The following is a 24,944-nucleotide window of genomic DNA, read 5'->3' as shown; positions in this document are numbered from 1 at the left end:
CGCGGTTTGCGCGTCAGTCCTTGTAGTGGCGGAAGGCACGCGTGTAGACGCGCGTGCAGTTGCATTCGAAGATGTTCTTGCGCTGCTCGTCGGTCAGCCACTCGATGCTTTCGATCACCGGCTTCATGTCGTCGTAGTCACGGCCCGAGATCGGATCGCGCGCGCTGCCCGTGCCCGGTTTTTCGGTGCCGAACATCACGTTGTCGGTGCCGGCGACCTTCAGCAGCAGTTCGATCGAATCCTTCGAGTAGTTGCAGGTGTCGAAGTAGAGCTTCCTGAGCTGCTCGTCGAAGGTTTGCGGGCTGTTGCGGCGCGCGGCCCACGAACGGAAGCGGCCCATCTGGTAGGGGATCGCGCCGCCGCCGTGCGCGACGATGATCTTCAGGTTCGGATACTTCTCGAACACCGTCGATTCGAGCAGCGAGATCACGGCGATGTTCTCTTCGTTGATGAACTTCAGCGTGTACGACTCGCGCGGGTTGCAGCTGCCTGCGGAGTGGATCAGCGCCGGCACGTCGAGTTCGGTCATCGCGTCATAGAGGGGGTACCAGAACGGATCGCCGAGACCGGCCGGCGCCGGGCCGTGGCCTTCGGTCGGGTCCGGGTTCAGCAGCGTGCCGACGAAGCCGAGTTCGTTCACACAGCGCTTGAGCTCGGCCACGCAATGCTCCGCCGGCGAGTCGTTCATGGACTGCGGCAGGCCGGCCACGCCACGGAAGCGGTCAGGGAACATGTCGACGAAACGCTTGATCAGGTCGTTGCAGTGGCGCGTCCACAGCTGCGTCACCCGCGCGGGCTTGATTGAGTGCATCTGCAGGTAGGGGCGCGGCGAAATGAACTGGATGTCGGTGCCGACCGAATCCATGCTGCGCACGAGTTCCTCGGCCTGCTTGCGCACGGCCTCGTCGGGGATGTTCGGCGCGCTCGACGGGTTCGCGCGTCCACCGACCAGTTCGGCCATGTGACGGAAACTTTGCGGGGGCATGACGACGTGGGCGTGGGAATCGATGATCATGGATGAGCCTCAGTTGGGTTCGGAGTGTTCAGCAAAAGACTGCGATGACTTGGGTACGGCGCGCTTTTGTAGCGCTCAAGCGACTACCGCAAGGGTTTCGAGCTGGATGACCATGCCGTGCTGAAGGTCGTGCACGGTCACGTGGCGTGCCGGGCGATGCGCGGCATCGGGCCAGAAGGCCAACCAGTGCGGGTCGATGTGTGCGCGCACCGAGTCGTCCTTGACGTAGACGGCGAGCTTCACCACCTGGTCCAGCGTGGCGCCGCCCGCGTCGAGGAAGCGCTTGAGGTTTTCGAAGGCGAGGCGAACCTGATCGGCCGGCGTCTCGGCGAGCTTGCCGGTGCCAGGATCCTTGCCCGCAATCGCCGACGAGCACAGCAGGTTGCCGGCGCGCGCACCGAGCGGGATCGGCACCTTGTGCGCGAGGCCGGGAACGTCGATGGATTGGGGCATGTCTCCTCCGTGTCTAGTCGTGTGGGAGGGCGCGTGTCAGTCCGCGCCCAAATCGAAGAAATGGCGCGGCACCGCCGCGAGGAACTCCGAGAAACCGGTGGTGCCGGCCGGCACGTGTTTCATCATGGCTTCGGCGGCTTTGGTTTCGTCGCCGCTCTGGATCGCACGCGCGATGCCGAAGTGCTCTTGCAGCGAACGCGCGATCTGGCCGCGGCTGCGCAGGTCGGACATGCGATAGCGCGCCGAGCGGCGGCGCGCCGTGCGGATCTGCTCGGCCAGGTACTGGTTGCGGCTGCCTTCGTAGATCAGCTCGTGGAACCGCGCGTTGGCGATCGCGTACTGGTCGGCGTCGTCTTCCACGGCTGCTTGCTGGCATGCCAGAAGCGCATGATCCAGTTGCTCGCGCAGTTCGTCACTCGCACGGCGCGCGGCGAACCGCGCGCACAGTGTCTCGAGCTCGCCGATGTATTCGAGCATGGCGCGCACCTTGCCAATCGACAGGCGGGCCACCGTAATGCCCTGGCGCGGCGAGATCACGACCAGATCGCGCGCGGCCAAATGTTGCAGCGCCTCGCGAACCGGCGTGCGCGACACATTGAAGCGCGTCGCGAGTGCACGCTCGTCGACCAACGTGCCCGGTGCGAGCTTGCCCTGTTCGATTTCGGCCTGCAGGGTCGCCCGAATATCGCTCGCGAGACTGGCCCTACCGCGGGCGGGCCGCTCGGGCGCTTCGCCCGCCGCGCCGCTACGCTCAAGAGTGGGGTCTGCTGCAAGTTTCATTGAGTTGCGATGCTCGGTATGTTGGAAATTGCGAGAAATATACCAATACAAGTTTGTGGTATGCAACACGGTGTTTGCCCCGGCGTATCCCAGTCGTCCCTTGGCAATCATCGGTGCTGGCCATAAAGTCCCTATGTTTCAATTGGATGCGTCGATCCGGTGGACGCATTCCGCCGCCGCCTAGGGAAAGTACCAGGGTGGGTTTTGAGTGACTGGTGTATTGAGAAGGTGGCTCTGGTATGCCAGAATGCGCCGCATCACAGCCGATTCTGGTATGCCAGATCCGCATTCATTCAACATCACAGGTCAGATCAGATGAGCAAGAGCCTTATAGATGTCGCAGGCGTGCACCCTGTCGAGCGTGTGCTCAAGCCGAAGTCGATCGCGATCGTCGGTGCATCCGCCGATTCGCGCGCCTTCGGTCATTTCGTGTTGCAGAACCTCGAGCGCTTCAGCTATGCGGGCGATATCCATCTCGTGTCGCGCAGCAGCCAGAAAATCAACGGTCGCGCCTGTGTCAGCAGCGTCGAGGCGCTGCCGCAAGGTATCGATCTGGCCGTGCTGTGCATTCCGGAGTCGGGCGTGCTCGACACGGTGCGCACGCTCGGCACGCTAAAGGCCGGCGCTGCCGTGATCTTTGCGTCGGGTTATGCCGAGGCGGGCGACGAAGGCCGCGCGAAGCAGGAAGAGCTGGCGCGTGTGGCAGCCGAAGGCGGCGTAGTGCTGATCGGCCCGAACTGCATGGGCTTCACGAACTTCGAGGCCGGCGTGCCGGTGACCTTCGAAGCCGTGGCGCCGTACCCGAGCGGCGGCCGCCGTGGCGTGGGCGTGGTGGCGCAGAGCGGCGCGATGGCCGCGAACCTGCGCGACGCGTTCATCGGCCGCGGCCAACCGATGACGGCAACCGTTTCGACCGGTAACGAAGCCAGCCTCGGTATCGAAGACTACCTGGCCTGGTTCATCGCCGATCCGCAGACGAGCGCAATCGCGGTCTACGCCGAGCAGATCCGTCGTCCGCAGACCTTTCTGCTGCTCGCCCGCGAAGCACGCGCCGCAGGCAAGCCGATCGTGATGCTGATGCCGGGCAAGAGCGCCCGCGCCCGTGAGGCGGCGCAGTCTCACACAGGCGCACTGGCAGGCGATCACGCGACGGCGAGTGTCCTGCTGCAGCGCGAAGGCGTGGTGGTCGTCGATTCGCTCGACGAACTGTTCGATGCGACGACGATCCTGGCCCGCTTCCCGGTGCCCCCGGCGGCCGGTACGGCCGTGATGACGGCCTCGGGCGCGGTCAAGAACATCACGCTCGATTTCGCCGAGGACATCGGCCTGACGCTGCCGCGCCTGACCGACGCGACCGTCAGGAAGCTGACTGAACTGCTCCCCGACTACGCCGTCGCCGACAACCCGCTCGATTACACGACGATCGGCGTACGCAACCCGGGCCTGATAGGCGAACTGATCGACACGGTGCTGACCGATCCGAACATCGGTTCGCTCGTGCTCGCCATCATGGGCGGTCCGTCGATCGCTCAGCGCGACAAGGCCGATTACCTCGTGCCGGCGCTGGCGCGGGCAACGAAGCCCGCCGTGCTCGCGGTAATGGGCGATAACAACCAGCTTGAAGAATTCTTCACGGAAGCGATCGCCGCGAGCGGCGTACCGTTCTTCCGCTCACCGGATCGTGCCCTGCGTGCTTGCGCTCGCGTGGCTTCGTATGGTGAGTCGCTAGCGCGCGCCGAGCGTGCCAGGACCGAAGCGCCGAAGGTGATCCCGCTGCCGGGGGCTGTGCCGCCGAACGGCATCTTCGCCGAATACCAGGGCAAGGGCTGGCTTGCCGCGGCCGGTCTGCCGGTGCCGAAGGGAGGTCTCGCGAAGTCGCTCGATGAAGCGCTCAAGATCGCCGATGAAATCGGCTACCCGGTCGTGCTGAAGGCCCAGGCAAGCGAACTGCCGCACAAGAGCGACGTCGGTGGCGTGGTGGTCGGCCTCGCTGATGCCACCGCGCTGCGCGCCGGCTGGGACAAGCTGCATACGAGCGTGAAGTCGCATCGCCCGGAACTCGTGCTCGACGGCGCGCTTGTCGAAGCGATGGGCCCACGCGGTCTGGAACTGGTCGTGGGTGCGAAACGCGACGCGGACTGGGGGCCGGTCGTGCTCGTGGGCCTCGGCGGTATTTTCATTGAGGTGCTCAAGGACGTGCGCCTCGTGCCGGCCGATATGTCGGAAGACGACATCGTGGTCGAGCTGGGCCGACTGAAGGGTGCCGCGATGCTCGAAGGCGTGCGCGGCGCAGCAGGCGTCGACGTGCGTGCAGTCGCGAAGGCCGTGGCGGCGATTGCCGACCAGATGCGCGCGAACCCCGAAATCACCGAAATCGACGTCAACCCGCTGGTGGCCTACCCGGACCGTGTGCTCGCGCTCGACGCGCTCGTCGTCTGCGGCGCTCAGGGCGGCTCGACCCATCATTGAGCCTTGGATCTGAGGAGACACATCGAATGAAACTGGAATTCTCCGCCGAGGACGAGGCATTTCGCAGCGAAGTGCGCGAGTTCGTGAAGAACAATCTGTCACCGCGTCTGAGGCGCAAAGCCGAGCTCGGCCTGCGCATCGAGCGCGAGGATTATGTCGAGTGGTACACGTTGCTGTACGAGAAGGGCTGGATCGCGCCCTCGTGGAAGAAAGAACATGGTGGACCGGGCTGGACGCACGTGCAGCGTTACATCTTCGACGAGGAAACGCTGCTGGGCGGCGCGCCTCGGATCGTGGCGAGCGGCATCAACATGCTCGGCCCGGTGCTCAACGAATTTGGCACACCCGAGCAAAAAGCGAAGTACATCCCGAAGATCCTGCGCAGCGAAACCTGGTGGGCGCAGGGCTTCTCGGAGCCGGGCGCGGGCTCGGACCTCGCGGCGGTGCGCACCACGGCCGTGCTTGCCACGGACGATGAAGGCGAGCACTTCATCGTCAACGGCCACAAGGTCTGGACCTCGTACGCTCACTGGTGCGACATGATGTTCGCGCTCGTGCGGACCGATCCGAGCGCGAAGCCCCAGGAAGGCATCTCGTTTCTGCTGATCGACATGCATGCGCCGGGCGTCCAGGTTCGCCCGATCAAGATGCTCGACGGCGGTACCGACCTCAACGAGGTCTATCTCGACAACGTGCGTGTGCCAAAGGAAAACCTCGTCGGCGAACTGAACAAGGGATGGACCTACGGCAAGTTTCTGCTCGGCCATGAGCGCACTGGTATCGCTGGCATCGGCTCGTGCAAGCAGCAGCTGGCCCGAGCCAGGTATCTCGCGAAGCGGATGGGCCTCGAAGACGATCCGCTGCTCCAGTCGCGCATCAGCCGTTTCGAAGTCGAGCTGATGGCGCTCGAATTCACGGGCCTGCGCATGCTGAGCGCGAATCAGTCGAGCCGCGTGCCTACGGTTGAGGCGCCGATGCTCAAGGTTCGCGGCACGGAGCTGCGCCAGGGCATCTACGCACTCCTGACAGAAATCGCCGGTCCTTTTGCAGTGCCGTTCGACGAGCAGGCCATGCTCGATGCAGCCGGCTACGACGGCCCGAGCCCGGACGAACTGATCGCGGTCGCGGCGAACTACTTCGACGCTCGCAAAGCGTCGATCTACGGCGGGACCAACGAAGTGCAGCGCAATCTGATTAGCCGCGCGTTCTTCAATGCTTGAGGCGGAATACGAACATGGATTTTTCTCTGACTGAAGATCACGTCACGCTGCAAGACGCCGTGCGCCGCTTCTGCGATGGCGAATATCCCGCGCATCTGCGTGGCAACGCCGAGGACCGCGAACTTGCCGCCAGGCGTCGCCGTGGGCTGGCCGAGATGGGCGTGACCGGCCTCGTGATCGACGCCGATCACGGCGGCAGCGGTTACGGTGCGGTGGAAACGATGCTGGTCGCGCAGCAGTTGGGCCGCGCGCTCGGCGGAGCGGGCTGGTTAGCGAGCGGGCTGCCGGCTGCCACGCTGATCGGCTCGGCCGGCAGCGACGAACAGAAGGTCACATGGCTCGAAGCCGTGGCAAGAGGCGAAGAGGTGCTGGCGTTCGCCGTTAGCGAGGCCGAGTCGCGTTACGACGTCGCGCGTCTGGCGGTGCCAGCAACCGAAACTGGCGACGGCTGGAAGATCAACGGCACGAAGACCATTGTGTTCGACGCCGCAATCGCTGGCGCCTTCGTGGTGGCCGTGCGTACCTCGGGCCAGCGCGGCGACAGGCAAGGCCTGACTCTGTTCCTCGTGGACGCGAAGGCGCCCGGCATCAGCCTGCGCAACTTCGAGACAATCGACGCACGTGAAGCCGCGCACGTCACGTTCGCCAATGTGTCGGTGACCAAGGCCGATCTGATCGGTTCGCCCGGTGCGGCCCACGACCTGATCGAAGCGGCCCTCGACCGCGCGAACGCCGCGCTGGTGGCGGAGTCGGTCGGCGTGCTCGAAGCACTGCTCGAACACACGTCCGAACACCTGAGCACACGCACACAGTTCGGCGCGCCACTCGCGAAGTTCCAGGCGCTTCAACACCGGGTGGCGGACATGCTGATCTCGCTCGAACAGAGCAAGTCGATGGCCTGCGCCGCCGCGCTGGCCGTGGATGGGAACGATCCTGACCGGCGCCGCCGTTTCGTGTCGGCGGCGAAGGCCTATGTCGGCGACGCATGCCGAACAGCGGGCGAATGGGGCATCCAGCTGCACGGTGGCATGGGCATGACCGAAGAGTGCCGCGTCGGCCACTACGCGAAGCGCATGTTCGCGATCAACATGACCTATGGCGACGCGAGCTGGCATCTGCAGCGCTTCACGTCGCAGCGTCTTGCCCAGGGGGAAGCATGAGCCTGAACGGAGCAGCTTATATCGTCGGGGCTTACGAGCACCCGACGCGCAAGGCCGACGAACTGTCGGTGCTGCGCCTGCACGCCGATGTGGCGAAGGGCGCACTCGACGACGCGGGCCTGACCAAGGACGACATTGACGGCTACTTCTGCGCCGGTGACGCGCCTGGCCTCGGCACCACGACAGTCGCCGAATACCTCGGCCTCAAGCTTCGCCACGTCGATTCGACCGAATGCGGCGGCTCTGCGCCGATCCTTCACGTCGCGCACGCGGCCGAAGCGATCAAGGCCGGCCGTTGCAACGTGGCGCTGATCACGCTAGCGGGCCGTCCGCGCGCAGCAGGCGCCGCGCTGTCGCTGAAGGCGCCGGACCCGGACGCGCCGGAAGTGCAGTTCGAGCTGCCGTTCGGGCCGGCTACGCAGAACCTGTACGGCATGGTCGCGAAGCGTCACATGTACGAATTCGGCACCACGAGCGAACAACTCGCATGGATCAAAGTGGCGGCCTCGCACCACGCGCAGCACAACCCGAACGCGATGCTGCGCAATGTCGTGACCGTCGAGGACGTCGTCAATTCGCCGGTGGTGTCCGATCCGCTGCATCGACTGGACTGCTGCGTGATGAGCGACGGCGGCGGTGCGTTGATCGTCGCGCGTCCGGAGATCGCGAAGAAGCTCAAACGTCCGCTCGTCAAGGTGCGGGGCACGGGCGAGGCACCCAAGCACGCGGCCGGCGGCAAGATCGACCTGAGCTGGTCGGCGGCGAAGTTGTCGGGCGCGGCCGCGTTCGCCGAGGCTGGCCTCACGCCGGAGGACATCAAGTACGCGTCGCTGTACGACAGCTTCACGATCACGGTGCTCATGCAGCTCGAAGACCTCGGCTTTTGCAAGAAGGGGGAGGGCGGCAAGTTCGTGATGGACGGCAACCTGATTTCGGGCGTCGGCAAGCTGCCGTTCAACACCGATGGTGGTGGTCTGTGCAACAACCATCCCGCGAACCGCGGTGGCGTCACGAAGGTGATCGAGGCCGTGCGCCAACTGCGTGGCGAGGCCCATCCGGCCGTGCAGGTCAAAGATTGCGATATCGCGCTCGCGAACGGTATCGGCGGCGCGCTGGCGTCGCGTCACACCGCGGGCACGCTGATCATGGAACGGGAGTAATCATGAGCACAACCCAATCGACCACCGGCACACCGGCTCAGGGCGCGGCGCCTGCTGCCAGACCCGCCGCGAAGCCCGCTGGCCCGCGCCGCATCCACGCGCCGAGCGTGCTACCCGAGGCCATGCCGTTCTGGGTCGCCGCGAAGGAAGGGCGCCTGCTTATCAAGCGCTGCCAGGACTGCGGTGAAACGCATTACTACCCGCGCGACATCTGCCCGCACTGCATGAGCTCGAACACCGAATGGTTCGATACGAAGGGGCTGGGCGCGGTCTATTCGTTCAGCACGATGGGCAAGGACGAGGCGCGCTACACGCTCGCCTACGTGACGCTCGACGAAGGCGTGACGATGCTGACCAATCTGGTCGACTGCGATCCCGCGGCGCTCTCGGTTGGCCAGCGCGTGAAGCTCGTCTTCAAGCCGAGCGAAGGCGAATATCCAGTGCCGATGTTCACGCCGGCCTGAACGAAATCCAGAGAGGAGACACGGCATGTCAGCCGATTTCAAGGAACAGCACGGCCGCCACGATCCGCACAAAGGTCCGCTGTCGCGTTTCACGATCATCGACGCCTCGCGCGTACGCGCGGGCCCCACGGCCGTGCGCGTGTTCGCGGACATGGGTGCGCGCGTGATCAAGCTGGAGATTCCGCGAGGCGCGCCGGGCGGCGACGACATGATCGGCGGGCGTGACCATAACCGCGCCGACTACGAGAATCTGCACCGCAACAAGGAAAGCCTGACGCTGAACATGAAGGACCCGGCCGGCCTCGGGATTCTTCGCGAGCTGGTCAAGCGTGCGGACGTCTTCATCGAGAACTTCCGCCCCGACGTCAAGGATCGCCTCGGCATCGGCTACGAAACGCTGCGCGCCATCAATCCGCGCCTCGTCTATGCAAGCATTTCGGGCTTCGGTCAGGATGGCCCGTATGCGAAGTGGCCCGGCTTCGACTCGATCGCACAGGGCATGGGCGGCTTGATGAGCCTCACCGGCAAGCCGGGCGAAGGTCCGATGCGCGTCGGCATCCCGATTGCAGACCTGTGCTCGGGGCACTTCTGCGCGCAGGCGATCATGACCGCGTTGCTCGAGCGCGAAGCTTCGGGCGAGGGCCAGTGGGTGCAGACCTCGCTGCTCGAAGCACAGATCGCGATGCTCGACTTCCAGGCCGCGCAGTGGCTGGTGGACAAAAAGGTGCCGCAGCAGGTCGGCAACGAGCATCCGCTCACGGTGCCGACCGGGGTGTTCCCGACCAGCGATGGCTTCCTGAACCTGGCCGCGATCGGCAATGCGATGTTCGGGCGCCTGTGCGAGGCGCTCGGCTTGCAGCAGCTGGTCGGCCAGCCTGGCTACGAATCGGATCCTGCCCGCGTGGAGAACCGCGATGCGGTCAACAAGGCGGTCGGCGATGTGTTCCTCACGCGCACCACGCGGGAGTGGACCGAGCTGCTGATCAAGGTCGGCGTGCCGTGCGGCCCGATCTACAAGGTCAACGAAGTATTCGACGATCCGCAGGTCAAGCATCTGGGCGTCGCGTGGCCGGCCGATGTGCCGGGCAAGGGCGAAGTGTCGTTCGTCGGCACGCCGTTCCGTCTGTCGCGCTACCCGCGCGCGCAGACGCCGCGCCTCGCCCCAGAGCAGGGCGAGCACACGCAGGCGATCCTGAACGAGCTTGGCTACGACGATCAACAGATAGAGCAGTGGCGCTCGGCCTTCGTGATCTGACGCACGCTCACGGCAGGTATTGAAGAAAGGGAGACGAAATGGCACGACTGGTCGCCGGATTCGGTTCATCGCACAGCATCATGCTGGTTTGCCAGCGCGAAGACTGGCAGCATGGTTTCAAGCAGGTCGATCCGAAGAATCCGCATTACTTCGATCGCCTCGGCAACCACACGACTTATGAAGCCTTGCTCGAGATCGCCCCGACGGATTCCGAGGCGATGGTGTCGGCCGAGAGGATGGGCGAGCGCTACGATCAGGCCGAAGCCGCCATGGACGAAGTGCGCGATCGTATCCGCGCGGCGAAACTCGACGTGTTGCTCGTGGTCGGCGACGACCAGACCGAGCTGTTTCGCACGACGAACAACCCGGCATTCGCGATCTACTATGGCGAGACGATCCGCAACGCGAAGCGCGAGGTGAGCCCGAACGCGAACTGGTATGCGCGCGCTCGCACGATGCGCCAGGAGCCCGATGCCGACGTGCACTACCCCGTCAAGGCCGACATGGCGCGCTGGCTGATCCGCGAACTGTGCGACCGCGATTTCGACATCGCGGCGATGGATGGTCTCGAGCGCGACCAGTACGAGGGCCATGCGTTCTCATTCATTCACCGCCGCTATTTGCAGGGTCTCGACCTGCCAGTGATTCCGGTGATCATCAACACGTTCGATCCGCCGAACCAGCCCACGCCGCGCCGCTGCATCCAGCTCGGCCGGGCGCTGCGCGAGCTGATCGAAGCCTATCCGGAAGACCTGCGAGTGGGCGTGCTGGCTTCCGGCGGCCTGTCGCACTTCGTCGTGGACGAGGACCTCGACACCGGCATCATCGATGCAATCCGCCGCAAGGACAGTGAATGGCTGGCCGCGCTGGATCCGAAGAAGCTGCAGGCTGGCAGCTCGGAGATCCGTAACTGGATCATCGGCGTAGAGGCACTGAAGTCACTCGAGCTCGAATGGGTCCGCTACGTGCCCGGTTACCGCACGGCCGCCCTGACCGGCACGGGCCTCGCTTTCGCTGCCTGGCATACGCTCGACTGAACGCGACAGCCCTGGCCATTCAGGACGGGGCGCTCGCATGGCACTTCAAGTTTCTTTCAGGAAAGTACAACACATCATGGCTGACCAAAACGTACTGCGCCTGCGCCGGCTCGATTGCTGCGCCGTCTCGGACGCGCTCGACAAACTCAAGCTGAGCGGCGCGGTGAGCGGTTTGCCGCAACGCGCCGGTGCGGGCCGCGTCGCGGGCCGCGCGATCACCGTCAAGCTTGGCACGGGCGAAGCGCCCCCGGGGCCGCCGGTGCACCTTGGTTGCACGGCTGTCGAACAGGCCGACGGCGAGAACGTGATCGTCATTGAGCAGAGTAGCGGCGTGGAAGCCGGTTGCTGGGGAGGCCTGCTGTCGCTCGCGGCGAAGGTGCGCGGCGTGGCCGGCGTGGTCGCGGACGGCCCGGTGCGCGACATCGACGAAGCCGTGGCCTACGAACTGCCCGTGTTCAGCCGCTCGACGACGGCTCGCACCGCGCGCGGCCGCGTGGTCGAGAAGGGCACGAATATTCCGGTGCAGATCGGTGACGTTCGCGTGGAAGCCGGCGACTACGTCGTGGCGGACAACAGCGCCGCGATTTTCATTCGCGCAGCCGACATCGGAGCCGTGTTGGAAGTTGCCGAAATGATCGTCAACAAGGAGGCCGCGATGGCCAAGGCGATTCTGGCCGGCACGCCGGTCGGGCAGGTGATGGGCGGCAGCTACGAGCATATGCTCAAGTAAGCGGCATCCGGACAAACGCAGGAAATACGCAGGAATCCATTCCATGACGACTCAGGACAAGAACGTCGAGCGCGCTGCAAAGCTCGACACGGCGACCCTTTCCGACGCACTCGACAAGCTCGGCATCGTGGGCCAGTGCTACAAGATCAAGCCCCGCAGCTCGGATTTTCGCACCACCGGCCGCGCCTACACGATCAAATACGGTCCGCCTTCGAACCCGCCGGGCACCGTGGGCGACTTCATCGACGACGTGCCGGTCGGCAGCATTGTCGTGCTGGACAACAACGGCCGTGAAGACGCCACCGTGTGGGGCGACATCATGACCGAGATCGCGCACCGCCGTGGCATTGCCGGCACCGTGATCAACGGAGTGTGCCGCGACGTCGCACTGTGCCTGAAGCTCGGCTACCCGGTGTTCAGCCGCGACCACTGGATGCGCACCGGCAAGGACCGCGTGCAGGTCGAAGCCGTGAACGTGCCGGTCAACATCGGTGAGGCGCGTGTCGCGGCGGGAGACCTGCTGCGCGGCGATGCCGACGGTGTGATCGTCATCCCGCGCGAGCATGAGGACGCTGTGCTCGAGGCCGCCGAAACGATTCACAACGCTGAAGAAGCGATCCGCGAGGCCTGCCGTGGCGGCATGCGTCTCGACGAGGCACGCAGGCAGTTCAAGTACCACCAGTTGCAGACCAAGGGGAAGTAATGAGCGCCACGAACAACGTCAAAGAACACGATTCGTCGACGACGATTCGCACCGATTTCGAGCGCGTCGACGCGAAGGTCGTCGAAGCCGCGCGCAACGTGCCGGCAGCCGCATTGCACGAGGCCGGCGGCAAGATCGGCGTGCTGCCGACTTCGATCAGGCCGGTCGCGCCGGGCTTCCGGATCTGCGGCACGGCATTCACCGTGCATTCGCCGGGCGGCGACAACCTCTGGCTGCACCGTGCGATCCTCGCGGCCAAGCCGGGCGACGTACTCGTCGTCTACGCGAACGGTGCGTACGATCACGGCTATTGGGGCGAGGTCATGACCACGGCGGCCAAGGTGCGTGGTCTTGCGGGCCTCGTCATCGACGGCTGCGTGCGCGATGCCGACCTGCTGGAACAGATCGGTTTCCCGGTGTTCTCACGCGGTCTGTCGATTCGCGGCACGGGCAAGGACTGTGGCGCGATCGGCTGGCTCAATGCGCCGGTGCTGCTCGGCAACACGACGGTCGAGCCCGGCGACCTGATCGTCGGCGACCGCGACGGCGTGGTTGCAGTACCGCGTGCTCGTGCGTCCGAAGTAGTCGCGAGGGCCGCGCAGCGCGAAATCGATGAAGCGGCAATCTGCAAGCGCATCGAGGCCGGAGAGACCACGATGCAGATCTACGGCTTTCACTGAATCGAACATACGGGAGAGATGGCAATGAGTGAGATGGCACCGGGCCAGGCGCCGGAATTGGTGGTCAATGGCCGCGAGGCCGTCATCACGCTGCGCCGTCCACAGGTCGCGAACCGCCTCGAGTTCTCCGATCTCGAGACGATTCGCGGCTGCCTGCGCGAAGTGAATGCGATGGAGCACGTGCTCGTTCTGCATTTGCGCGCCGAGGGCAGGCATTTCTGCTCGGGCTTCAATATCCACAGCGTCGGCGCCGGCAATATCGGCGAAGCCTTCGAGGCCCTCGCGGGAGAGCTGGAAACCGCGCGGCCGGTGACGATTGCTGCGGTGAACGGCGGCGTCTATGGCGGCGCGACTGATCTCGCGCTGGCCTGCGATTTTCGCTATGGCGTCACGCATTCGCAGATGTTCGTGCCGGCCGCGAAACTCGGCCTGCTGTTCTATCAGGGCGGACTGCACCGCTATGTTTCGCGTCTTGGCGTGAACGTGGCCAAGCGTCTGCTGCTCACGGGCGCGAGCTTCGATGCCGGGCAGATGCGCGATTGCGGCTTCCTCGACGAGGTGGTCGAACCCGCGCGTCTGGAAGAGGTGACCGGCGCATTGGGCGCGCAACTGGGTGGCATGGCGCCGCTCGCGCTGCTCGGCATGAAGAAGCATCTGACGCGCATCGCGGCGGGTCGCTTCGATGCTGTCGATTACGCGCAGGATCTGGCCCGCGCCGATGCCTCCGACGATCTGCGCGAGGGTGCGCTGGCCTGGCAGGAAAAGCGCGCGCCCGCATTCAAGGGGTGCTGAGAGGCGCTGAACGCATTTTTATCGAGGGCGCATGTTTCGCCCGATCTTTTTCGGGGTTCATCTGGCAATGATTGCGGCGATCCATCCGTACATACGCAAGATTATGGACGGCGAACTGGCGGCACCGCCGATCAGCACCACGCTCGGCACCAGGATTGTCCTGGTCGATATCGAGGCGGGCCGCATCGAATGCGAATATCAGGGCTTGCCTGCATTCGCGAATCCTGCCGGGCAGGTTCAGGGCGGAATGCTCGCGGCGATGCTCGACGACGTCACGGCGTTGCTATGCATGGCCTCGCTGCGCGAGGACAAGCATTGCGCGACGCTGAGCCTGAATGTGTCTTTTCTGCGCCCGGGCAAGGCCGGCCTGATTACCGGCCGCGCGAGCCTCGTGCGGCAGGGTTCGCGCGTCGTCAATGTCGAGGGCGAACTCTGGCAGGACGACAAGCTGCTCGCGACGGCAACGGCGGTCAATCTGGTCGCCTGATTTCAGCCCTGCTCGGCTGAGACGTCTGAACCGGTCGCATCGTAGCGCCATTGTGGTTTGGGGGAGGGTGCCAGTTACGGTGGTTGCAGATGTTTCTACCTGCGTTCTAGAGGCCGTCATCGTGATGACTGAGCCTGATGGCCTGAGATCCGACGCCAGCGTTCGGGCAACTTCGGTTGTTCATTTGATTGTTAAAGGAAAATGAATGAAGGTTTTGGTGTCGGTGAAACGCGTCGTCGATTACAACGTGAAGGTCCGCGTGAAATCGGACGGTACGGGCGTCGATATTGCGAACGTGAAAATGTCGATGAATCCGTTCGACGAAATCGCGGTTGAAGAAGCCGTGCGTCTGAAGGAAGCGGGTATCGCGACCGAAGTGATCGCCGTGTCGGCCGGTGTGACGCAGTCGCAGGAAACGCTGCGCACCGCGCTCGCGATCGGCGCGGACCGCGCGATCCTGATCGAATCGAACGAAGACCTGCAGCCGCTGGCCGTTGCAAAGCTGCTGAAGGCACTGGTCGACAAGGAGCAGCCTTCGCTCGTCATTCTGGGCAAGCAGGCCATCGACGACGACTCCAACCAGACCGGCCAGATGCTCGCCGCGCTGGCGAACCTGCCGCAGGCGACGTTCGCGTCGAAGGTGGTCGTGGCGGATGGCAAGGCAACGGTGTCGCGTGAAGTGGATGGCGGCGCGGAAACGCTGTCGCTGACGCTGCCGGCCGTGGTCACGACCGATCTGCGCCTGAACGAGCCGCGCTACGTGACGCTGCCGAACATCATGAAGGCCAAGAAAAAGCCGCTGGAAACGGTGAAGCCCGAAGACCTCGGCGTCGATGTCACGCCGCGTCTGAAGACGCTGAAAGTCGCCGAGCCTCCGAAGCGCTCCGCCGGTGTGAAGGTGCCGGACGTGAAAACGCTGGTCGAGAAGCTGAAGACCGAAGCCAAGGTGCTGTGAGGAGACGCAAGAAATGACGAATCTGGTAATTGCGGAACACGACGCCCCGAAGGAAGCCCCCTTGGGGGGTAACGCGTCGATCAAGGCCGCGACGCTGAATACGATCGCCGCGGCACGGAAGGTCGGCGGTGAGATTCACGTGCTGGTCGCGGGGCATAACGCGCAAGCCGCGGCCGATGCCGCGGCGAAGATCGCCGGCGTCGCCAAGGTACTGCTGGCCGACGCGCCGCAACTCGAAGCGGGTCTCGCGGAAAACGTCGAAGCGACGGTGCTGACGCTTGTGCAAGATGCGGCCAGGAACTACACGCATATCCTCGCGCCAGCTACCGCGTACGGCAAGAACATCGCGCCGCGTATCGCCGCGAAGCTCGACGTCGCGCAGATCAGCGACATCACCGCGGTGGACAGCGCCGACACGTTCGAGCGTCCGATCTACGCGGGCAACGCCATTGCGATCGTGCAATCGGCTGATCCGATCAAGGTCATCACCGTGCGCTCGACCGGTTTCGACGCCGTCGCAGCCGAAGGCGGCAGCGCAGCGGTCGAAAAGATCGAAGCCGCAGCCGACGCAGGCATCTCGCAATTCGTGAGCCGCGAAGTGACGAAGCTCGATCGTCCGGAACTGACGAGCGCGAAGATCATCGTGTCCGGTGGCCGGGGTCTGGGCAATGGCGAGAACTACACGAAGGTGCTCGAGCCGCTGGCCGACAAGCTCGGCGCGGCGCTGGGCGCATCGCGCGCGGCGGTCGACGCGGGCTTCGTGCCGAACGACTATCAGGTCGGCCAGACCGGCAAGATCGTCGCGCCGCAACTGTATGTCGCGGTCGGCATCTCGGGCGCGATCCAGCATCTGGCCGGCATGAAGGACTCGAAGGTCATCGTTGCGATCAACAAGGACGAAGAAGCGCCGATCTTCAGCGTGGCGGATTACGGTCTCGTCGGCGATCTGTTCACCATCGTGCCGGAACTTATAAGCGATCTCGATGCACTGGCGTGATAGCGCACGTTGCCACGACGGCGCCCGGAAAAGTCGTCTCGCGTACTCGTGAACAATGGCTGGGCCATGGAGCCGCGACCTAGCTGCCGGAGATGGCAGCCCACACGGTCACCCGGACCGTGCGCGGTCTCGTGCGTGGGATCGAAATCAGAGCAACGGATGCGGGCCTGGAGTCTGTGCAACAGAGCAATAAAGATTGGCCCGATTGCCGCGGATCTTCACCTGAGCCTCATCGCGATAACCTCTCGATCAAAGTGGCGTTCGTCGAACACTGAGTTGCGTTTCAATATGCCTCGCGACTCCCGGCATACCGGAAGCCGCGACCAACCTCAAACAGCCACAGCCGCGCCGCCAACGTCCTTCATGGCCACGCCGGTGGCAGCTTCGCACGCCTCGCGAACCGCCTGGGGCTGCCCCGGATGAAACAGGAAATGATGCAGTAGCTTGCTCCACTTGGGATGACGCTCATACTCGCCGCGAGGCAGACTGTTCGTGAAGAAATCCCGCCAGTCGCCGCAGGGCAGTGGAATGCCCTGAGGTCCGGCAGACTCCCGCAGGACGCCCTTCGGATCACGCCCCTGCGCTACGGCTTCCATGTCCCGCAAGTACTGACGGCGAATCATCACAATGCCGGCGTCGCTGGCAGCCAGGTTTTCACGGGTACGGTCCGCTATACGCCCCTGTCCGCACCACGCGATGATGTCCTGGTTGATCACATGCGAGCTGATCCATTTGCCGCTCTGCGGATCCATGACCGGCGCATGCCAGGTTGGAATGCTCTCCTGGACATAGGGCTCGGACTCGCGGGGCACGCGTACGTACGACCACGTCACATTGAGCGTGTTTTCGTCGTCGATGGGCACCCGCCACTCGAAATGGTCCCCGAGAAAAAAGCCATTGGGCCAGAGACAGACACGACCAGCCGTCCAGAGCGGATGCGACTCGTCGGTATCCTCGGTCACACGCCGGTAGATGAAGCCGTGCTCGAACTCCTCGAATGCCATCTTGAGATGCGCCGGCGCATAGTCGCGCTCGCCGCGCTGCCGGCGTCCCCAGTTGGCGTGCATCCACTCGAAATGAAGCGGATCGATCGAATTTTCCTGGGTTTGCAGCCAATTGCAGGGCACGCTTGCGAATGCAACCTGCACGAAGCCGTTGCGCCAGTGGAACGGTTCCCAATCCGGCAACTGAGGAGCCGGTTTAGGCCCGAGATAGGCCCACAGCAAGCCAGCGCACGCACGGACCTCGTAGGCCTTGAGCTTGATCCGCTCACGCATGGTGCCTTGCGGTGCCACCAGATCCTGGTAAGGCTGCGCCACGCACTGCCCGCCATAGTTGTATTGCCAGCCGTGATAGTTGCAGCGCAGGCCATGGTCCTCGACAAAGCCATAGGCCAGGTCTGCGCCGCGATGCGCGCAGTAGCGCTCCATCAGGCCGTAGTGTCCGCTCAGGTCCTTGTAAAGCACCAGATCTTCGCCAAGCAGACGCACCGGCTTGATCGCCTCTCGCTCAAGTTCGTCGATGCCGGCGATCGGATGCCAGTGTCGCCGCATTAGCTCGCCCATCGGCGTGCCCAGGCCAACCTGAGTCAGTTGGCGATTCTGTTCTTCGGTAAGCATGATGATCGTGTTCGTAGTTGGGAGTCGATGAGGTCAGCGTCAATGCCGTTTGTCGACGTGGCGCACGGCGAGGAAGTAGTGGAACGCAGCCCACACGAGGACAACGCTCATCGAGAGCATCGCGTAGCGCAGACCGGCCGACGAAGCGTCCGCACAAGCATGCGCGAGCGGCGAGTCTGCCACCGCCCCAATCGCACCATGAGCGCCATGCGCGGACCGGCAGACTTTCGAGTAGTCGCCGGCCGTGAACAGATGGGCGGCAATGCGGTCGCTAAGGAAACCAATGAACGTCGGACCGCCGCCTTGGCCGATGAAGTTCATCATCAGGAACACGAAGGCCGAGGTCGTGGCGCGCATGCGTGGCGCAACGAGGCCGTGAATCGCCGCGAAAGTCGGTCCGTTCCAGGAGCTCAACAGGATCGTGGCGAGAAACAGCAACGCCGCCGCGAGATGCCAGTCGGACTGCATGAACGCGAGGGACGCCGGCACGAAGCCAAGCAGCGTGCCCCAAGCCGGTACCCAGGCATACCAGCGCTTGTCGCTTGATCCGGCCCTGTCGGCAATCCATCCGCCGAGCGTCGTGCCGATCGCGCCACCGACACCGATCGTGAGACCAAACATCATCCCGGCCTGCGCGGCATTGAGGCCGAATTCGCGTGTCAGATACGCCGGAATGAACAGATTGATGCCGTACTGGGCGAACGCGCCGATCACTGTGCCCAGCAGGAGTTGCACGAACAACGGACTGCGCAAGAGGATGGCCGCGATAGCGCCCAGCGAGGCATTGCGCTGCGCATCAACAGCGGTAATCGGGTCCATGGCGCCGCGTTCGGGCTCGCGCAAGCTCAGGAAAGCAATGACGGCCAGGATGAGCCCCGGAGCGCCGACGACCCAGAAAGCCGGCCGCCAGCCGAAATGTTGTGCAATCATTCCGCCGCCGATCGCGCCCCCGATCGCACCAAGCGGAGGACCGAGCGCATAGATCGCGAGGGCAGTGGCGCGGCGTCCCTCGGGGAACTCGTCCGAGATCAGCGAATGAGCGGTGGGCGTGCTGCCAGCCTCGCCGATACCGACGCCAAGCCGGTACAGAAGCAACTGCGCGAAATTGCCCGCCGTGCCACACAGCACGGTCATCACCGGCCATGCCGCAATCGACAGGGATATCAGCGTGACCCGGCTCATCCGGTCGGCGAGTCGGGCCATCGGGATGCCCAGCGTCGCGTAGAACAGCGAGAATGCGAGGCCGCCGAGCACCCCGATCTGCAGGTCGCTCAGGTTCATGTCGACCTTCATCGACTGCCCCACGACGGCGATGAAAATACGATCGATGAAGCTCGATGCGTAGATCAGGCTGAGCAGCAACAAGAGCCATGCACGATACCGCGAGCTTCTCCTGACCTCGAGCGCGGACAGTACGTTTCCGACGTTTTCCATAAAACTCTGCCTCCTCCTGGCCTTGATGGATCGCGGCAACCGCGCGACCCTGACCTTTTCTGGATGTCTGCGCACCAATGACATGGCTGGTCCGGTGCATTGCACTCGCTGATTGCAGCGAGCTGGCATGCAGCTTAGTCCGCCTATAATCCGTGGAACACAACAATCACATATGTGATTCAAAATCATGGTTATGGACTCCATTCCTCGGGTCAAATCAGCCCACCGGGTTCTCGAAGTGCTCGAATATTTCGCGGAAACGCGAAGCCCCGCGACGATCAAGGAGATTTCGCAATCGCTTGGCTATCCGCAATCGAGTACCTCGGTCCTAATGAATAGCCTGACGGAAGCGGGATATTTCGATCACGAAGCGCGCACCGGGCTGTATGTGCCCAATCTGCGGATTGCGCTCGCAACGGCCTGGATTCAGGAGGAGATGTACAGCGCGCAAAGCCTGTTGCGCCTGATGAGGAGCGTGCGCGATCGCTGCGGTCACACGGTCATGATCGGCGCGCAGCACGGAACCCATGTGCGTTATCTGCACGTGCTGCAAGCAACCCGCGCCGGCAGCTTCACGAGTTCGAGCGGTGCGCTGCGTCCCCTGTTTCATAGCGCGGCAGGCAAGATGTTGCTGACCACGAGAACAGATAGGGAGGTCGCGAACCTGCTACGCAAGGTCAACGCGCTCGAGCGCAATCCCGACTTGCACCTTGCACTGGAGGACGTACGCAAAAGCATCGCGCAGACGCTCCGCGACGGCTTTGCTCTTTCCACGGGCGTGTCCATGCCCGGAGCCGCTGCACTGGCAATGCTTCTGCCCATGAAGCGCGGCTACGACGCGATGACACTGAGTTTGGGCGGCCCAATCGATGAAATCAAACGTGATCGCGCCATGCTGCTTGACATGATGAACGAACTCGTCGACCCGTTTCGCATGCGGTCGTAATCGCGTCGGCTCTCGGGCAAATTTCAGCAGCGCGCGAAAAGTTGGCGCTGTCTGCCGGTCGGGGCAAGCTAGCGCCGACCGTCGAACGGTCATTAACGACAGCGTCCGGCGCCGGCTATTGCCCGCACACCGGGCTAACGGTCACGGTGTCCGAAATCGGCGTCATAGTGGGCGGAGCATAGTAGATATAGGCACTGGCGACGCAGGCCGGCTGCCCGTCGGTTGTAACGGAACAGGTGTTCCGGATGCTATTGCCGTACGCGTCGGTGGCAGTGAATGCCGGGTCCGGAACCATGTTGTCATAAGGCAGCACTTTGTAGTTCTGGCGCATGTCCCACACGATGGTGTGCCAGGACTGATAGGTTTGGGCGTGGTAGCCGCCGCCGCGCCCCGATGCGCCGCAGCGGGTCCACGCGTAGACCTCGCCGCGGATATACCCGTTCGCGTCGAATCCCGTGACATAGCTGGTGACATTTACACCGCCGCACGAGACCCCGAGCAGCGTCGGGTATGCCTCTGGCAACGGCAGGGTGACCTGAGCCTGCACAGCGGCACTCGCCAGCAGTCCCAGCAAACCAATCATCTTCATGTCGTTTCTCCGGCCGTTTCTCCGGCTGATTGAAGTGTCGTGGCAGGTGGGTCGAACTGACGGATAGAGCACCTCAGGACTTGTGCCCGAGAGGCTGACGGTGCTTTGCGCAAGGCCAACAGGCAATAGGCAATACGCAATTCGAGAGCCGGTTGAAGCATGTTTGCCACCTGTTCTGTCCTTGTTATAGGTGAATTCAGGTAGTGCAACCGGCAACTTGGCGCCTTGCGCCTAGGACCGGCGCCTGAAAACTGGCGTTGCTCGCCGTTCTAACGCAGGCGCCGGACATCGATACACGCGTATTGCGAACAGCAAGGAGTTCGCTGCCGTCGCTCCGGGTGACATCGCGAAACGCTGTGTCGTTTCCGTCACTCCGCAACCCGCATCGCAACCCCATCGAGTTGTTCTACAGATATCTTCTACGAGAAGTCATTTCGCACTGGCGGCGCTTGAACCTTCAAATCTAGCGGGCAACGCGATCAAGGGTCAACCTCATCGTATCCCGGGTGTGTGATCCAACACGAAGAGATCCACTGGGCATCGCGAGCGCCGCTTCGCCTTGTGCGGTCGCAGCTCATGGCGGCTATATGAGCCCCGCTTGCAGCAGACCTTCCCACCCCCCGCTGGGTTCGCCCCTACCGCAAGTGTAGGGAGTTGACCCATCCCAGATGCCTGCATGCATCTGCAGAATCAATCTACGGGTTCAGGTCGTCGGTACCCGGTGAGTGCCCCACCGTAGAGCATGACCTCCAGCGCGGTTCGCGCTGGCTGCCCCCTGGACGGAGGTCATATGTTCAGTATTCCAATCTGTCGGAACGGCTTTGCAGCGCTGCTGTTATTGCTATTGTCGTTGCCGTCATTTGCTCAGTCGTTCCGCGTGCAATGTCCACCGACAACGACGCTTCATCCTACCGCGCTGCGGGCTGGTGCGGGCGAACCGGCCTACGTCGGCCCGTCCGTGACCGGATCGAACTCGACCCCGACGAAGAACGTCAACGGCGCGATCAAGTGTCAGCAGATTTCGGGCGGCGATGGTTACGCGACGATGGGCGACGGCACGCAAACCTACATGTTCTCGTTCGGCCCGTTGTCCGGTCTCGCCGATATTCGCAACGGACTGCCCGGCACCGAGTTCGCCTCGGTGTTCAACGTCGTGGGCGATGCGAAAAACGATCCGAATTTCAACGGCGCGGTCGGCCTCGCGCCCGATCCTGATTCGGTGCCAGCCGGTCAGTTGACCGGTCACGTCGACCCGCGGCCGATCATGGACATCGGCGTGATGAACGGCAACATTCCCGCGCCGACCATGGCCATCGACGAGGACGACGAGTTCTTCCTGACGCTCACCAACGTCGGGATGATCATGCGCCCCGACCTGTTCGAGCAGCACACGGTGCACTTCCACGGCTATCCGAACGCGTCCGCGTTCTTCGACGGCGTGCCGGATGCGTCGGTGGCGATCAACATCGGTGCGAGCTTCACGTACTACTACCTCGCACCGGATGCCGGCACTTACTTCTGGCACTGCCACATCACGCCGCCTGAGCATTTGCAGATGGGGATGGTCGGGCAGATCTACGTGCGGCCGAGGCAGAACCGCGTCACGACGGGGACGCTCTACGCGTCGCTGCAGCAGCAACAACTCGATCCGCGCACGGCATGCGGCAGCGACATTCTGTGCTCGACGCCGCTGCCGCCGCAAAACAGCGTGATGCACGCGAAGAACAAGAGCGGCACGCCGACGCTTTACGCCTACAACGACGGTGACGGTTCGACTGCGTACGACGTCGAGTATCCAGTTCAGATCCATGGCTTCGATCCGAACTTCCACTTCATCGGCATGACGTTCAACCCGGAGCCATTCGTCGATATGAAGGACAAGCACTTCATGTTGAATGGTCGCAGCTATCCGGACACTGTGACGCCAGGGCCGATGCAGACGCCGGTCGCGGATGGATCGAAGCACTATTCGCAACCGCTGCCCGCGCTGATCAACATTCCGGCCGGCGGCCGCGCGCTGCTCAGAATCTCCGACCTCGACGTCACGGAGTTTCAGACGCTCGCTTCGCTCGGCATTCCAATGCACGTGATTGGCATGAATGCACGGCTGCTTCGTGACCTGGCCGGCAACGACATGACCTACAACACGAACTCGGTCACCCTGGGGGGCGGCGAGTCGATCGACGTGATTCTCGACGCGAGCGATACGACCAAATACGCGCCGGGCTCGGTCTATTACCTGTACACGCCGAACCTCGATCACCTGTCCAACGACGCCGAGAACTTCGGCGGGTTGATGACCGAGGTCCACATCTGCCACTCGGTGGACCCGACCACGAAGTCCTGCTCCTAGGAGAAAAACCGTGGGTAACTTCATCAACGCAAGGTGGATCGCCCTGCGTGCGTACCCCGCATGCATCGCGCGTTTGACACGCTTCGCGCGATTCGGCGCCGTGTTGCTGGCGGCACTGTTCTGCCTGCATGCGCAGGCTGCCGCGCCGGGTATCACCGGAACGACGTTCGATCTGAGCGCCGAGGCGAACCGTGTCAGCCAGCCGGACGGCGCGAGCATTTACGCGTGGGGTTACGGGTGCCGGACGGCGCCAGCGGGATTTTCGCCAGCGGGCATTGCCGGCGCGAACTGTCCCAGCATGCAGGTTCCGGGGCCGACACTGATCGTCAAGCAGGGCGACCTCGTGACGGTCACGCTCACCAACAATCTGCCGGCCGCCGCGGGCAATACCTCGATCCTGTTTCCGGGCTTCCAGGTATGTGCGGCGGTCCTGAACCCGGACGGCACCTGTCCGGCGACGCAGACCGGCGTGCCAGGTGTGTTGACACGCGAGGCGACCCACGGCAACACGGTCACCTACAGCTTCGTGGCGGCGACGCCGGGAACGCATAGCTACTACAGCGGCACGCAGGGCGATCTGCAGATTGAAATGGGCTTGTCCGGCGCGCTGATCGTCTTGCCGACTTCCGCGCCCGGGACCCTCGCGGTGCCGACGGGCTGCCGCGCCGTATCCTCGACGCTGCCCGACGGCCAGCCCGATTACCGGAATGCTGCGGCGGCCTATAACCATAGCGCGACCTGCTACGACCGCGAGTATCTGTTCCAGTTTGCCGAAATGGATCCGCGCATCCACTCGCAGGCGGAACAGCAAGCGGCCAAAGCGTGCACCCAGTCCACCGGTTGCATGACCGTCGAAACCGAGCCCTATCACCCGGCCTATTTCATGATCAACGGGCGCTCCATGCCTGACGACATGGACGCGAACTACGCGCCGCAATATCCGAATCAGCCGTACAACGGCAATCCGCACATGCATCCCGGCGAACTGGTGCTGCTGCGAGTGATCGGCACGGGGCGCTGGCAGCATCCGTTCCACGAACACGGCAATCACGTGCGTGTGCTGGCGCGCGACGGCAACCTGCTGCTCAGCAAGACGGATGCGACCAAACTCGCCGGTCCCTTGCTGTTCACGACTACGACCACGCCAGGCCTCGCGATGGACGGCATTTTCTACTGGACCGGCAAGGGCCTGAATTGGGACGTGTACGGGCACAAGCCGGGCGACGGCAGCGTCTGTATTCCTGATGCGAACGGCTACTACACCGCTGACCCGAAAGCGCCGAATTACTACGAGTGGTGCGCCGATCACAACAAGGCGCTGGAAGCTCATCCATTTGGCAACGTAGGCAGCGGCGGTCCGGTCACCTTGCCGGATGCGCGTGTGCTGACCAACGGCGCCTGGTTCGGTGGCAGTCCCTACCTCGGGCCCGACGCCACCGTTCGCGCGACCGCTTACAACGGGACGACGCCGCCCAACGGCACGGTCGTGAATCCACCGTCCGCCGAAGCCGGCTTCGCCTACATGTGGCACTCACACAATGAACGCGAGATCACCACGAACAACATCTTCCCTGGCGGAATGATGATGATGATGCTCGTGGATCCACAGGCTTTCACGATCAACGAAGGTAATTAGAGGCGGGGAG

Annotated in this window: 23 protein-coding genes and 1 pseudogene; 18 read left to right on the top strand and 6 right to left on the bottom strand. The window is 63.6% G+C overall.

What is annotated here, in order from left to right; genetic code table 11:
* Nucleotides 1-13 precede the first annotated feature (13 nt).
* The 3 genes from AB3X86_RS21330 to AB3X86_RS21320 form a co-directional block, all read right to left on the bottom strand.
* Entirely contained in the window at nt 14-1,015 is a 1,002-nt protein-coding gene (locus AB3X86_RS21330; RefSeq protein ID WP_368597517.1) for an amidohydrolase family protein, read from the bottom strand.
* 75 nt (nt 1,016-1,090) lie between these two features.
* On the bottom strand, nt 1,091-1,468 hold the full coding sequence (locus AB3X86_RS21325; protein ID WP_368597516.1) for a RidA family protein: 378 nt from the start codon (nt 1,466-1,468) through the stop codon (nt 1,091-1,093).
* Nucleotides 1,469-1,504: 36 nt separating this feature from the next.
* Nucleotides 1,505-2,359: a GntR family transcriptional regulator gene (locus AB3X86_RS21320; protein WP_368597515.1), complete on the bottom strand. Its 855-nt coding sequence runs from the start codon at nt 2,357-2,359 to the stop codon at nt 1,505-1,507.
* Between the two features lie 204 nt (nt 2,360-2,563).
* Here AB3X86_RS21320 and AB3X86_RS21315 point away from each other — a divergent pair, with 204 nt between their 5' ends.
* The 14 genes from AB3X86_RS21315 (at nt 2,564) to AB3X86_RS21250 (ending at nt 16,357) form a co-directional block, all read left to right on the top strand.
* Nucleotides 2,564-4,717 (top strand): acetate--CoA ligase family protein, encoded by a 2,154-nt coding sequence (locus tag AB3X86_RS21315; RefSeq protein ID WP_368597514.1) that lies wholly within the window; start codon nt 2,564-2,566, stop codon nt 4,715-4,717.
* Between the two features lie 26 nt (nt 4,718-4,743).
* Nucleotides 4,744-5,937, top strand: a complete 1,194-nt coding sequence (locus AB3X86_RS21310) for an acyl-CoA dehydrogenase family protein (RefSeq protein WP_368597513.1) — start codon at nt 4,744-4,746, stop codon at nt 5,935-5,937.
* 14 nt (nt 5,938-5,951) lie between these two features.
* Nucleotides 5,952-7,097: an acyl-CoA dehydrogenase family protein gene (locus tag AB3X86_RS21305; RefSeq protein ID WP_368597512.1), complete on the top strand. Its 1,146-nt coding sequence runs from the start codon at nt 5,952-5,954 to the stop codon at nt 7,095-7,097.
* Nucleotides 7,094-8,257, top strand: coding sequence for a thiolase domain-containing protein (locus tag AB3X86_RS21300; protein WP_368597511.1), 1,164 nt, complete (start codon nt 7,094-7,096; stop codon nt 8,255-8,257). Before AB3X86_RS21305 ends, AB3X86_RS21300 begins: the two co-directional genes overlap by 4 nt.
* 2 nt (nt 8,258-8,259) lie before the next feature.
* Nucleotides 8,260-8,721: a Zn-ribbon domain-containing OB-fold protein gene (locus AB3X86_RS21295; RefSeq protein WP_368597510.1), complete on the top strand. Its 462-nt coding sequence runs from the start codon at nt 8,260-8,262 to the stop codon at nt 8,719-8,721.
* Between the two features lie 25 nt (nt 8,722-8,746).
* Complete coding sequence (locus AB3X86_RS21290; RefSeq protein ID WP_368597509.1) at nt 8,747-9,976, top strand: CaiB/BaiF CoA transferase family protein; 1,230 nt, start codon at nt 8,747-8,749, stop codon at nt 9,974-9,976.
* A 38-nt stretch (nt 9,977-10,014) separates the two neighbouring features.
* Complete coding sequence (locus tag AB3X86_RS21285; protein ID WP_368597508.1) at nt 10,015-11,013, top strand: protocatechuate 3,4-dioxygenase; 999 nt, start codon at nt 10,015-10,017, stop codon at nt 11,011-11,013.
* A 76-nt stretch (nt 11,014-11,089) separates the two neighbouring features.
* Nucleotides 11,090-11,743, top strand: a complete 654-nt coding sequence (locus AB3X86_RS21280; protein WP_368597507.1) for an RraA family protein — start codon at nt 11,090-11,092, stop codon at nt 11,741-11,743.
* A 43-nt stretch (nt 11,744-11,786) separates the two neighbouring features.
* On the top strand, nt 11,787-12,446 hold the full coding sequence (locus tag AB3X86_RS21275; RefSeq protein WP_176126011.1) for an RraA family protein: 660 nt from the start codon (nt 11,787-11,789) through the stop codon (nt 12,444-12,446).
* Nucleotides 12,446-13,126, top strand: coding sequence for a 4-carboxy-4-hydroxy-2-oxoadipate aldolase/oxaloacetate decarboxylase (locus AB3X86_RS21270; protein WP_368597506.1), 681 nt, complete (start codon nt 12,446-12,448; stop codon nt 13,124-13,126). The genes AB3X86_RS21275 and AB3X86_RS21270 overlap by 1 nt, the downstream gene beginning before the upstream one ends.
* A 24-nt stretch (nt 13,127-13,150) precedes the next feature.
* On the top strand, nt 13,151-13,918 hold the full coding sequence (locus AB3X86_RS21265; protein WP_368597505.1) for an enoyl-CoA hydratase/isomerase family protein: 768 nt from the start codon (nt 13,151-13,153) through the stop codon (nt 13,916-13,918).
* Between the two features lie 31 nt (nt 13,919-13,949).
* Nucleotides 13,950-14,405, top strand: coding sequence for a PaaI family thioesterase (locus tag AB3X86_RS21260; RefSeq protein WP_368597504.1), 456 nt, complete (start codon nt 13,950-13,952; stop codon nt 14,403-14,405).
* Nucleotides 14,406-14,610: 205 nt separating this feature from the next.
* Entirely contained in the window at nt 14,611-15,360 is a 750-nt protein-coding gene (locus AB3X86_RS21255; protein WP_368597503.1) for an electron transfer flavoprotein subunit beta/FixA family protein, read from the top strand.
* Nucleotides 15,361-15,373: 13 nt separating this feature from the next.
* Nucleotides 15,374-16,357: an electron transfer flavoprotein subunit alpha/FixB family protein gene (locus AB3X86_RS21250; RefSeq protein WP_368597502.1), complete on the top strand. Its 984-nt coding sequence runs from the start codon at nt 15,374-15,376 to the stop codon at nt 16,355-16,357.
* 329 nt (nt 16,358-16,686) lie between these two features.
* Here the strand turns inward: AB3X86_RS21250 and AB3X86_RS21245 are convergent, their stop codons facing one another.
* Together AB3X86_RS21245 and AB3X86_RS21240 are read right to left on the bottom strand one after the other, a co-directional pair.
* Entirely contained in the window at nt 16,687-17,976 is a 1,290-nt protein-coding gene (locus AB3X86_RS21245) for a Rieske 2Fe-2S domain-containing protein (protein ID WP_368597501.1), read from the bottom strand.
* Between the two features lie 39 nt (nt 17,977-18,015).
* Nucleotides 18,016-19,410 carry a spinster family MFS transporter gene (locus AB3X86_RS21240; RefSeq protein ID WP_368597500.1) on the bottom strand — a complete coding sequence of 465 codons (1,395 nt, stop codon included), beginning with the start codon at nt 19,408-19,410 and terminating at the stop codon, nt 18,016-18,018.
* Between the two features lie 187 nt (nt 19,411-19,597).
* Here AB3X86_RS21240 and AB3X86_RS21235 point away from each other — a divergent pair.
* Both AB3X86_RS21235 and AB3X86_RS21230 read left to right on the top strand, forming a co-directional pair.
* Nucleotides 19,598-19,756, top strand: a pseudogene (locus tag AB3X86_RS21235) (helix-turn-helix domain-containing protein); the annotation flags it as partial.
* Between the two features lie 90 nt (nt 19,757-19,846).
* Nucleotides 19,847-20,356, top strand: a complete 510-nt coding sequence (locus tag AB3X86_RS21230; RefSeq protein WP_368597537.1) for an IclR family transcriptional regulator C-terminal domain-containing protein — start codon at nt 19,847-19,849, stop codon at nt 20,354-20,356.
* Nucleotides 20,357-20,471: 115 nt separating this feature from the next.
* Here the strand turns inward: AB3X86_RS21230 and AB3X86_RS21225 are convergent, their stop codons facing one another.
* Complete coding sequence (locus AB3X86_RS21225; RefSeq protein WP_176108483.1) at nt 20,472-20,945, bottom strand: hypothetical protein; 474 nt, start codon at nt 20,943-20,945, stop codon at nt 20,472-20,474.
* Between the two features lie 790 nt (nt 20,946-21,735).
* Here AB3X86_RS21225 and AB3X86_RS21220 point away from each other — a divergent pair.
* Together AB3X86_RS21220 and AB3X86_RS21215 are read left to right on the top strand one after the other, a co-directional pair.
* The gene (locus tag AB3X86_RS21220; protein ID WP_368597499.1) at nt 21,736-23,298 is read left to right on the top strand and encodes a multicopper oxidase domain-containing protein; all 1,563 of its coding nucleotides are present in this window, start codon (nt 21,736-21,738) and stop codon (nt 23,296-23,298) included.
* Nucleotides 23,299-23,362: 64 nt separating this feature from the next.
* Nucleotides 23,363-24,934, top strand: a complete 1,572-nt coding sequence (locus AB3X86_RS21215) for a multicopper oxidase domain-containing protein (RefSeq protein WP_368597536.1) — start codon at nt 23,363-23,365, stop codon at nt 24,932-24,934.
* Nucleotides 24,935-24,944 lie beyond the last annotated feature (10 nt).

The sequence above is a fragment of the Paraburkholderia sp. BR14374 genome (genome assembly GCF_040948685.1).
Taxonomy (GTDB): Bacteria; Pseudomonadota; Gammaproteobacteria; order Burkholderiales; family Burkholderiaceae; genus Paraburkholderia; species Paraburkholderia youngii.
Note: the sequence above shows the minus strand (reverse complement) of the source record. Positions and strands in the feature narration are given on the sequence as shown.

Bases quoted from the DNA above. Each gene is read 5' to 3' on its own strand.
- AB3X86_RS21330 (WP_368597517.1), bottom strand. From the start codon at position 1,015: ATGATCATCGATTCCCACGCCCACGTCGTCATGCCCCCGCAAAGTTTC.
- AB3X86_RS21325 (WP_368597516.1), bottom strand. From the start codon at position 1,468: ATGCCCCAATCCATCGACGTTCCCGGCCTCGCGCACAAGGTGCCGATC.
- AB3X86_RS21320 (WP_368597515.1), bottom strand. From the start codon at position 2,359: ATGATTGCCAAGGGACGACTGGGATACGCCGGGGCAAACACCGTGTTG.
- AB3X86_RS21315 (WP_368597514.1), top strand. From the start codon at position 2,564: ATGAGCAAGAGCCTTATAGATGTCGCAGGCGTGCACCCTGTCGAGCGT.
- AB3X86_RS21310 (WP_368597513.1), top strand. From the start codon at position 4,744: ATGAAACTGGAATTCTCCGCCGAGGACGAGGCATTTCGCAGCGAAGTG.
- AB3X86_RS21305 (WP_368597512.1), top strand. From the start codon at position 5,952: ATGGATTTTTCTCTGACTGAAGATCACGTCACGCTGCAAGACGCCGTG.
- AB3X86_RS21300 (WP_368597511.1), top strand. From the start codon at position 7,094: ATGAGCCTGAACGGAGCAGCTTATATCGTCGGGGCTTACGAGCACCCG.
- AB3X86_RS21295 (WP_368597510.1), top strand. From the start codon at position 8,260: ATGAGCACAACCCAATCGACCACCGGCACACCGGCTCAGGGCGCGGCG.
- AB3X86_RS21290 (WP_368597509.1), top strand. From the start codon at position 8,747: ATGTCAGCCGATTTCAAGGAACAGCACGGCCGCCACGATCCGCACAAA.
- AB3X86_RS21285 (WP_368597508.1), top strand. From the start codon at position 10,015: ATGGCACGACTGGTCGCCGGATTCGGTTCATCGCACAGCATCATGCTG.
- AB3X86_RS21280 (WP_368597507.1), top strand. From the start codon at position 11,090: ATGGCTGACCAAAACGTACTGCGCCTGCGCCGGCTCGATTGCTGCGCC.
- AB3X86_RS21275 (WP_176126011.1), top strand. From the start codon at position 11,787: ATGACGACTCAGGACAAGAACGTCGAGCGCGCTGCAAAGCTCGACACG.
- AB3X86_RS21270 (WP_368597506.1), top strand. From the start codon at position 12,446: ATGAGCGCCACGAACAACGTCAAAGAACACGATTCGTCGACGACGATT.
- AB3X86_RS21265 (WP_368597505.1), top strand. From the start codon at position 13,151: ATGAGTGAGATGGCACCGGGCCAGGCGCCGGAATTGGTGGTCAATGGC.
- AB3X86_RS21260 (WP_368597504.1), top strand. From the start codon at position 13,950: ATGTTTCGCCCGATCTTTTTCGGGGTTCATCTGGCAATGATTGCGGCG.
- AB3X86_RS21255 (WP_368597503.1), top strand. From the start codon at position 14,611: ATGAAGGTTTTGGTGTCGGTGAAACGCGTCGTCGATTACAACGTGAAG.
- AB3X86_RS21250 (WP_368597502.1), top strand. From the start codon at position 15,374: ATGACGAATCTGGTAATTGCGGAACACGACGCCCCGAAGGAAGCCCCC.
- AB3X86_RS21245 (WP_368597501.1), bottom strand. From the start codon at position 17,976: ATGCTTACCGAAGAACAGAATCGCCAACTGACTCAGGTTGGCCTGGGC.
- AB3X86_RS21240 (WP_368597500.1), bottom strand. From the start codon at position 19,410: ATGGAAAACGTCGGAAACGTACTGTCCGCGCTCGAGGTCAGGAGAAGC.
- AB3X86_RS21230 (WP_368597537.1), top strand. From the start codon at position 19,847: ATGTACAGCGCGCAAAGCCTGTTGCGCCTGATGAGGAGCGTGCGCGAT.
- AB3X86_RS21225 (WP_176108483.1), bottom strand. From the start codon at position 20,945: ATGAAGATGATTGGTTTGCTGGGACTGCTGGCGAGTGCCGCTGTGCAG.
- AB3X86_RS21220 (WP_368597499.1), top strand. From the start codon at position 21,736: ATGTTCAGTATTCCAATCTGTCGGAACGGCTTTGCAGCGCTGCTGTTA.